6 protein-coding genes are annotated in these 8585 nt (G+C 69.7%); all 6 read right to left on the bottom strand.

What is annotated here, in order from left to right; translation table 11 throughout:
- Window positions 1-31 precede the first annotated feature (31 nt).
- The gene (locus tag HY68_RS35060; protein ID WP_041999678.1) at window positions 32-742 is read right to left on the bottom strand and encodes a cupin; all 711 of its coding nucleotides are present in this window, start codon (window positions 740-742) and stop codon (window positions 32-34) included.
- On the bottom strand, window positions 736-1647 hold the full coding sequence (locus tag HY68_RS35055; RefSeq protein ID WP_041999675.1) for a PmoA family protein: 912 nt from the start codon (window positions 1645-1647) through the stop codon (window positions 736-738). Before HY68_RS35055 ends, HY68_RS35060 begins: the two co-directional genes overlap by 7 nt.
- Window positions 1644-2768, bottom strand: coding sequence for a Gfo/Idh/MocA family oxidoreductase (locus HY68_RS35050; RefSeq protein ID WP_241778861.1), 1125 nt, complete (start codon window positions 2766-2768; stop codon window positions 1644-1646). Before HY68_RS35050 ends, HY68_RS35055 begins: the two co-directional genes overlap by 4 nt.
- Before the next feature lie 195 nt (window positions 2769-2963).
- On the bottom strand, window positions 2964-3521 hold the full coding sequence (locus HY68_RS35045) for a DinB family protein (protein WP_041999669.1): 558 nt from the start codon (window positions 3519-3521) through the stop codon (window positions 2964-2966).
- A 126-nt stretch (window positions 3522-3647) separates the two neighbouring features.
- Entirely contained in the window at window positions 3648-6632 is a 2985-nt protein-coding gene (locus HY68_RS35040) for a discoidin domain-containing protein (protein WP_052457472.1), read from the bottom strand.
- Between the two features lie 400 nt (window positions 6633-7032).
- Window positions 7033-8585: CocE/NonD family hydrolase (locus HY68_RS35035; RefSeq protein WP_041999666.1), on the bottom strand; the 1553-nt coding region annotated here is incomplete at its 5' end.

Here is an 8585-nt window from a genome sequence, read left to right as displayed (position 1 = left end):
CCGGCCGTTCGAGGATCGGTGGACCGGAGGCTCAGGCGCCCGGCAGGTCGTAGGTGTCCAGTCGGCCACACATGCCGTACTTGCCGCGCACGGCGGGGGTCCGCGCGTGCACGGCGGCCTCGGCGAGATGGCTCACATCACCTGCGGCCAAGTGGTCGAGCTGTGCGCCCGTCGCCCTGACGGCCCGCAGCGCGCCGCGTTCCCAACGCTCGCGCCAGTCCGCGAGCCGCGGCAGGACCAAGGCGGCCGCGGCCTTGTGGAAGGCGCGCAACGGTCCAGGCTCCCCCGCCTCGGCAGCGGCGCGCAGAACGGCGAAACCCTCGACAGCCAAGTCACGGCGGCGCCGCGCGGCCGCCTCCGTCTCCTCGGCGGGCAGGGCGACGGCCGCGGCGTACGTGCGCGGATCGAGGTGGGCGGGCGGCAAGGTGAGAACCGCGTCGCCCGCCTCCGGAAGACCGTTGTTCTGCATCAGGACCGTGATGCGTAGCTCGTCCTCGTCGACGAGTCGGTGGATCGTGCCCGGCGTGAACCAGACCACGGACCCGGCCGCCAGTGGCGTCGAGGTGAAACCGCGGCTCGTGATCGTCTGCACGGCGCCCCGACCCGACTCCACCACGTACCCCTCGGTGCAGACCAGATGCAGATGAGGGCTGCCGCCGCAGTGGCCGTCCGCCGCCTCCCAGTCGTAGACGGAGAGATGGGAGACGCCGACGGCGCCCGGCAGGCCGTCGAAGCTCACCATGTCTGCTCCGCGAGATAGGAGGCGATGTCTCCGCGTTCCCACTGGCCGTCCGCGACGACGACGCGGTAGCGCCGGACGAGCGTGTCGCCGGGCACCAGGACCAGTTCATCGTAGAAGGCCCAGGAGGGGGCGACGGCCGCGAAGGGGTCGTTGCGGACGAACCAGTGCGCGGGATGCGCACCCTGCTCACCGGTGTGATCGTTCTCGGGGGCGTGGGCGAAGACTACGGTCGCGTGCCCGTCGACACCGTCGAACTCACCCCTGAACGCGAGCCACGGCGACTGCGTGCCCATGACCTCAGCGCCTTCGGCGTCGGCGGTCAGCACCCGGCCGTCGCGGAAAGCGCGCGGCCCCCGCCAGAACAGGCCTGTGTACCCGGCCAGTTCGCGGCCTTCGGTGGTCGGGCTGCCGAAGCGCAACGGCTCGTCGCGGAGATTGGTGACGGCGGTGGAGATGGTGAGGTGCCAGGCGCCCGACCCCGGCCGCGGGACGGCTGCTTCGACGCGGCGCCGCTCGTCGGCCCACGCGGAGCCGTCGTGCGCCCGCCAGGTCAAGCGCTCGGCGATGACCGCGAGGCCGTCCTGCGCACGCACCTCGTCGAAGCCCTCGTGGGTCATCGAGCCCACCCGGTCGGGCAGTTCGAGGTAGCCCTCGCCGTGAACGTAGGAGTTGCCGCCCCACAGGTTCTGTCCCGAGAGGTGGGAGGCCGTCACCTGGATGCCCTTGTGCCACCGGTGATCGTTGGGCCGGTAGTCGGTGACGACGCCGCCGGAGAGCGTGGCGAGGGGATGCAGGTACGGCTTGGGCGCCTCGAAGGCGGCTTCCGGCGCGTAGACGTAGGAGAGCAGGCGGGTGCCGTCGTGCGCCACGTCGATGCGTTCGCCGTGGAGATGAGTCAGTTTCACGCGGTGCCCTCCAGATCCTTCGTGGGTGCCCAGCCGGGGGTGCCTCCGTGCAGGACCGGGTAGAAGTCGTCGCCCGGCCCGATCTCGCCCGCGTGGACCGTGGTGTCGGTGAACGCCGACTTGTAGAGGGCCGAGACAAGTTCGAGCGTGGTCCTGCCGCCCGCCCCGCTCGTGCCGGGACGCCTGCCCGCGCGCAGGTCGTCGACGAAGGAACGTACCTGGGCCAGGTGCGAGCTGGGCTCGTCAGCGCCGAAGTCCCGCCACGCGGCGGCCGTCTCCTCGGGGACTCCGGGGGCGGGGCTGATGTGCCAGTCGGCGTTGGAGTGGCCGTACAGGTGGGTGACCTCCACCGTCGCGTATTCGCAGTCGATCCTGATGCGGCTGACCTCGTCGGGGCTCAGGACGCTGTTCACGACAGTGCCGAGCGCGCCGTTCTCGAAGCGGACAAGAGCGGTCGAGACGTCTTCGGTGCGCACGTCGTGGACCAGCCGGCCCGCCATCGCCTTGACTTCGTCCCACGGGCCGAGCAGGTCGAGCAACAGGTCCATCTGATGGATGCCGTGCCCCATGGTGGGCCCGCCCCCCTCGGTCTCCCACTGCCCGCGCCAGGGCGCGGCGAAGTACGCCGCGTCGCGGTACCAGGTGGTCTGACAGTGCGCCACCAGCGGGCGGCCCAGCGCCCCGTCCCGCAAGAGACGCCGCACGTGGCGTGGACCCGAGCCCAGCCGGTGCTGGAACACGATGGCCGCGTAGGGACCGTCGTCGCCCTCCTCGGCGCGCATCGCGTCGAAGTCCTCCAGGGAAGGGCAGGGCGGCTTCTCGCACAGCACCCACGCGCCGGCCCGCAGGGCGGAGATCGTCTGCTCCCGGTGCACCGAGGGCGGAGTGCAGAGCACCACCAGGTCGGGTTTCTGCTCGGCGAGCATGAGGTCGAGCCCCGTGTAGGGGTGCGGGATGCCGCCCTCCGCGCAGAAGGAGCGGACGGACTCCTCGGACACGTCCACGGCGGCGACGACGTCCACCCCCGGAGCGAGGGACCGGAGGGCGGGCAGGTGAGCTCCCCTCGCGATCCCGCCGGTGCCCACGACGGCAGCGCGCAGCGTCCGGTCGGAGCCTGGCAAATCGGTTACGGGTTCTGGACGTCCTGAAGAGCGGGACAGAGCGAACACCCCCACGGTGCGGTGTGATAGCAAGCGCTTTCTCCGTGAACCTACGAGCCGTATGAGAACGTTGTCAACCTCGACGCCGCCCCATCCTGGGAACGTTGCCAGAAAGTGCGTGCCGGGGGTCGACCCGCCCGTCCGGCCGCCCACCTCTCAGCGCGGTACGGCGCGGTCCTGCCAGCGGTAGAGGTCGCGCAGCAGAGAAATCTCGGCGCCGTGATGGATCAGTTCCCTGTTGACGTGCAGGACGATGCCCTCCACGGGAAACCGCTCGGGACCCACCGTGGGCGGATTGTCCAGGTCGGCGTCCGAGAGTTCGCGGACCCCCGCGTTCCATCTCCCGTACATCTCGTCGAGCTGTTCGAGCGCCTGGTCAGCGGTCCCCGCGTAGGCGAATGTCCGGAAGTCGACGTCCTGGCCGCCGAAGTGCCATCCGACCCGATAACCCAGACAGGAGACGATGATGTGCGCCAGCCGCCAGGCAATCGTGGTCACCGGCGCCGGGACCGGGTCAGGGGACGCGGTGTCCATCGTCCATTCCCCCGAACCTGCCGACATCGGCGCGGCCGACGTGCCACGTGGGCGGATGCTCCAGCAGCCACGCACCGGCTCCCAGAAGTACTCCTCATCGGCAAGACCCTGCAGCCGCGGCCGCAGGTTCTTGTGCCAGTGCCGGTCCAGCTGGTCCGCGATTCGCTCGCTCCTTGTCATCTCCGCACAGTACATACAACGTAGACCTGGCAGCCGCGCAGCACGTCGCGGTCCGGAGTCAGCCGAACGCCCAACTCCGCCTGCGGCAGGCCCCCAACGCCGTTCAGACGTGCGCCTCCGGGGCTGCTAGTCGGCGTACGCCTCGATGCTCACCACTTGGGCGGTCGCTGTGCCCGCCGCGGTGTATCGGACGTAGCGCGCGGAGACAGCTGAGGCGGTGACCGTGGTGTTGGACGCTGCGGCTGCCGCGACCGGCGTGCCGAACGGTGTCCAGGTCTTGCCGTCGCGTGATACATCGATCCGGTAGGCGGTCGTCGCTCCGTGGGACTGGACGACCGTCCGGCCGAGGGTCTTGGCCTTGCGCAGGTCGACGGTGAGGGTGGAGCCTGGGCCGGTCGCCTTCCACCAGGTGCTGGGGCTGCCGTCGACGGCGGCGACCGCGGGGAAGCTGAGGTCGGCCGTGGACGTGCTGACGGCCGTGCAGCGTGCGACATCCTGGGTCGGCGTCAGGTCGGGGCGCCGGGTGGGGATCGTCATGCTCTGGTGTCCGTGCAGCGTGGTCTGCCGGCCGGCGGCCGACACCGTCAGGGACCGGCCGCCGCGCATCGTCACCCGCGTCGTGTCATGACGGACGGAGATGTCGAAGGTGCTGCCGTGCCACTGGAGGCCGGTGATGTCGACACCCGGGATGTGCGGCGGGAGCATCGGGTCGACGGTGACCGCGTCGGTTTGGAACCGGAGGCCGGTGAAGCCGTACTGGAAGGCCTGCAGCACCCCGCCGATCCCGGTGGTGAAGGTGAACGCCCCGCCGGCGCGCGTCTCGGCGAACTGGTCGAACGGCGCGGCGATGAAGGGATCGAGGCCGCGCTTGAGGAACGTCTCGGTGACGCAGCCGGGGGTCCCGAGCGCGGCGCTGTCGATCAGGTTGATCGAGTCCGTCATGGACGGTCCGTTGATGTCGGTGCGGGGCGTGTAGTAGTCGAGGTCGGCCTGTGCCTGCTCGTCGGTCATCGGATAGGCCAACGGGTACTGCAGCATGACGGTGTCGGCCTGGTTGATCGTGTCGCCGCGGTACCCGTCGAACTCCTGGTGTACGCCGGTGGCCGGGTCGACGGGCACGCTCAGCCCGCCGGCGACCTGCGCCCACCGGGGATCGGGCTGTTCGCCGACGAGTTTCGCGGCCGTGGCGGCGGTGTTCAGGCTGCTGATCGCACCGGCGTTGGTGTACGCGCTGTTGTTGACGTTGTCGTGGTTCTCGTCCGGGGACTGCACCCCGTTGAGGTCGTAGCCGCCCTGACCGTCGGGCGTGGCCCTGCTCGCCCAGAACTGCGCGACCGACTTGATCACCGGCCAGCCCTTGGTGCGCAGCCACTTCAGGTCTCCGGTGGCTTCGTAGTACTGCCACTGTGCCAGCGCGACATCGGAGTCGATGTGGATCTCGCGCGGGTGGATGCCCACGTCGGCTCCGGTGTCCGCGCTCTCCCAGGGGTACTGCGCGCCTTGGAAACCGTGCGAAGCGGCGTTCGCGACGGCCGCGGGCAGGAGCGCTTCGCGGTAGTCGAGAAGGTTCTTGGCCAGGTCCGGATGGCCGGCCAGGAGCGCGGGGTTCATCCAGGTGTCCGCGTCCCAGAAGACATGTCCGTTGTAGTCGGCGGAGGTCAGTCCGCCGGGAGAGGAACCCCAGGTGACGCCGTCGCGGACCGCGGAGAGCAGGTAGAACGCGCTGGCGCGCAACTGCTGTGTCAGGGACGGGTCTCCGGGAACGGTGATGTCGGACTGCCACAGGCGTGCCCACGCACGCGTGTGGTCGTTCTCCACCTGCCGCCATCCTCGTTGGGCAGCGTGTGCCGCGTAGTTCCGAGCCGCGGCCTGCGGGTCGGCGGGTCCGTTCGTCACCAGGGGCGCCGAGCCCTGTGCGGTGTCGTTCGAGGACGCGACGCCGACGAACTTCGTCGCCTGGTAGGTCTTTCCGGCTCTGACGTGGAGATCGGCGCTCTGGGCGAGCGAGTCGGCGGACACGTCGGTGTACGGCTTGGTCGCCACCCGGTCGCCGTCGACGCGCAGTACGGACGAGAGCCCGGCCCGCATGCCGATCTGCTGCGTGGTGAGGCTCTCGCTCATCGTCGCCGACCTCCCGTCGACGTGTCCGGCCGAGACCTGCGTCAGGTTGACGGACTTGGCCAGCCGGTGGTTGGCCGGGAGGGTGTCGGCCCGCCCGTCGAACATGTCGATCACCGACAGGGGTCCGCTCCAGTTCACCGGGGTGATGTCGACCTGGGTGACGCCGAGATGGGCGTCGGCCTGGTCGACCAGGACCCGATAGGTCAGCCGGGTCGCCCGCCCCGCCGGCGAAGTCCACTTCAGCGAGGTGGTGATGACGCCGGCCCGGAGATCAAGGGACTGCCGGTAGTCCGTGGTCGTCCCCGTCGGCGCCGTAGCGGCCGGTGGTGTGTCCTGCGGGGACAGCGAGATCTCGTCCACGTTGGCCAGGCAGCTGTCGCCGGCGGCGCAGGTGACGGCCGCGGTGTTCGCACCGGAAGTGACGGGGACGTCGAGCGTGGCCGTCCCCCAGGTGTCCCAGGAACTGGTACCGGGCAACTGGAGCTGGACCGGGCCCGCTCCGTTCACCTGTGCGGTCAGCGTCTGGGCCTTACCGGAGCCTGCGGCGTAGCGGACGGTGAGGCGCGCGGTGCCCGCCGGAGCGTCGGCCACGGTGACGGTGGAGGCGGCATCGACGGCCGGCTTCCCGAGGGGGCCGTAACCGGCGACGAATCCCGTCCCCCCGAAGTTCTTGTGGCTCGTGTCGACGAACGCCCCACCGGACAGCTTTCCGGACTCCGCCTCGCAGACGACGCCGAAACTGCAGCTGCCCGATGCGACGTTTCCGTAGATCGCGCTGCCTTCGGAGATCCCCAGCGTGGACCAGGCCGGAATGTTCACGCGCTGCGGGGAGATCCCCGGCCCCTGCCCGTAGAATCCCGCGAGCTGCGATTCGGTCAGCAACGGCGTGGCCGAGAAGCCGGCTCCCTCCGCGGGCACCCGGGTCGACAAGTACCCGTTGCCCAGGGGCGCCGGGGCGTAGTCGGTGGACGGATCGGTCGTGCTGAGCACCCAGCTCGCATCCGTCTTTCCCGTAGCCGCTGCTGCTGACGGCGGATCGAGAACGCCGGCTGTCACGGTCGACAGCAGCAGGCTCGCCAAGGCGACGGCGACGGAGGTGCGGCGGATTCTCGTTCTCCGAGGTATCACGGACTCGCCTTCGCATCAGGGCACTTGGCAGGATGCACTGTAAGGAGCGCGTTTCCGCCGTGTCAACGCTTGAAGACGCGCCGATGACGTGCAGGTTCGGGCGGGGCGGACGTGGTCGGCGCGCCGGGAACGGGGGTCCCAGGATTCCTCGTCGAGGAGGAATCCATGGCCCAGCAGTCCGGCTGCTCGGACGGCGCTGGACAAGGACCGGCAACGTCGGGGGCCTGAAAAGCAGGAGAGCGGCCGACCGGCCGATGTCGTATCAGCCCTGGACCCGGCGAGGGACGAGCGGCAGTTGTACGTACCCGACGTGTGCCGGGCCGGTGTGGACGCTGTTGGTCGCGCCGGTGTGGTAGCTCGGGTCGTACGCGTGGTGCGTGCCGTGGCCCTGGCCGTCGTAGGGCTGGATGTCGATGCGGACGCGGTGGCCCTTACGCACGACAGCGGTGTGCGGGATGAGTTCGATCTCCACCGGGACGACCTCCCCGTCGTTCAGCGGGGCGTGATCGGCTTTGAGGTGGGTGTGCTTCGGCGCGTATCCGGTGCTGCGTGCGGGGTCGAGCTTGCGGTGCGACGCCTTCAACCAGCCCTTTGCCACCGGGTAATGCGCGGCCTTGAGCCCCATCGTCGTGGGGCCGGAGTAGTCGACTTCCCTGTTCTTCTCGTCGACGACGCGGAGGGAGACGTAGATGTCCATGTCCTGGCTGTCGGCGGAGACCCAGAGTTCGACTTTGCCGTATCCCGCGAGGACATGGTCCTCGGTCACCGGGTCGCTGATGAAGGAGACGCCGGTGGTCCGCGGGTCGGTGGCCGCCGACCCGGTGTCGCCGCGCAGGCTTTCGGGGCCGAGCGCCGCGTCGGCGAGCTGGACTTCGGCGGAGTAGCTCACGCGGGCCTCCTCGCCGGGCCGCGTCGGCGAGAGGCGCAGGAAGTCGTCGCGCACACCGTCGCCGCTCCAGGCGGACGGGGCGGCGTCGAAGAACCACTTGGTGTACCGGGTCCGCGCGATCGGCCATTCGTCCTCCTCCTGGATGTAGGAGGCGCCGTTGCCGGTGCGTATCTCCAGCCGTACCGGCGGCCTGTCCATGATGCCGTTGTCGATGCCCTTCAGCCAGTGGTCGAAGAAGGCCATGTGGTCGGCGACGGAGTCCTCCGCATAGGACTTGACCAGCCAGTCCTCCCAGAAGTCGAGCTTCTTGTGCGGCGTCGGGGTGTGCACGTAGGTCTCGCTGCTGCCGAGTTGGTGGAGGTGGCTCACATGGGTGGTCGCTGCGACGGCCCAGAGGGGCACCGTGACGTCGCTCATGTCCGGGCTCATGAAGACCTCGGCGCGCGGCCCGAAGATGGCGTCCGGGTCGGAGTCCTTGAACGGGTTGTCCCGCATGGCCTTGAGGAAGTCGACGGCGTTCAGTTCGCCGCACACGGCCGGCACCAGGCCGTTGCGGTACCAGTGTGGGAAGAACTCTTCGTTGAGGATGCCGCCGTTGTAGGCGACCTGTTCGTACAGGTCGATGTCGGTGCCGATGGCGACCATCGCCTTGAGGTGGGCGGGGCGCAGGCTCGCCACGGCGTGCTGGGTGACGGCGAGGTAGGACATGCCCCACAGGCCGACGTTGCCGTTGGACCACGGCTGTTCGCCCGCCCACTCGATGGCGTCCTTGTACGCCTCGGCGGTGGAGATGCCCCAAGGTGCCAGCGTGCCAGGGCTCTTGCCGCTGCCGGGTCCGTCGACCCGGACGACGGTGTAGCCGTTCGGCACCCAGGTAGCGGTGTTGACGGTCTCGTGGTTCTCCCAGGGGAGCCCGTCGGCGTTCC

It is taken from the genome of Streptomyces sp. AcH 505, assembly GCF_000818175.1.
Lineage (GTDB): Bacteria > Actinomycetota > Actinomycetes > Streptomycetales > Streptomycetaceae > Streptomyces.
The sequence above is the reverse complement of the archived record's forward strand: the minus strand, read 5'-3'. Positions and strand labels throughout refer to the sequence as shown.

Excerpts from the sequence above, each read along its gene's own strand:
- HY68_RS35060 (WP_041999678.1), bottom strand. The coding sequence starts at position 742 with ATGGTGAGCTTCGACGGCCTGCCGGGCGCCGTCGGCGTCTCCCATCTC.
- HY68_RS35045 (WP_041999669.1), bottom strand. The coding sequence starts at position 3,521 with ATGACAAGGAGCGAGCGAATCGCGGACCAGCTGGACCGGCACTGGCAC.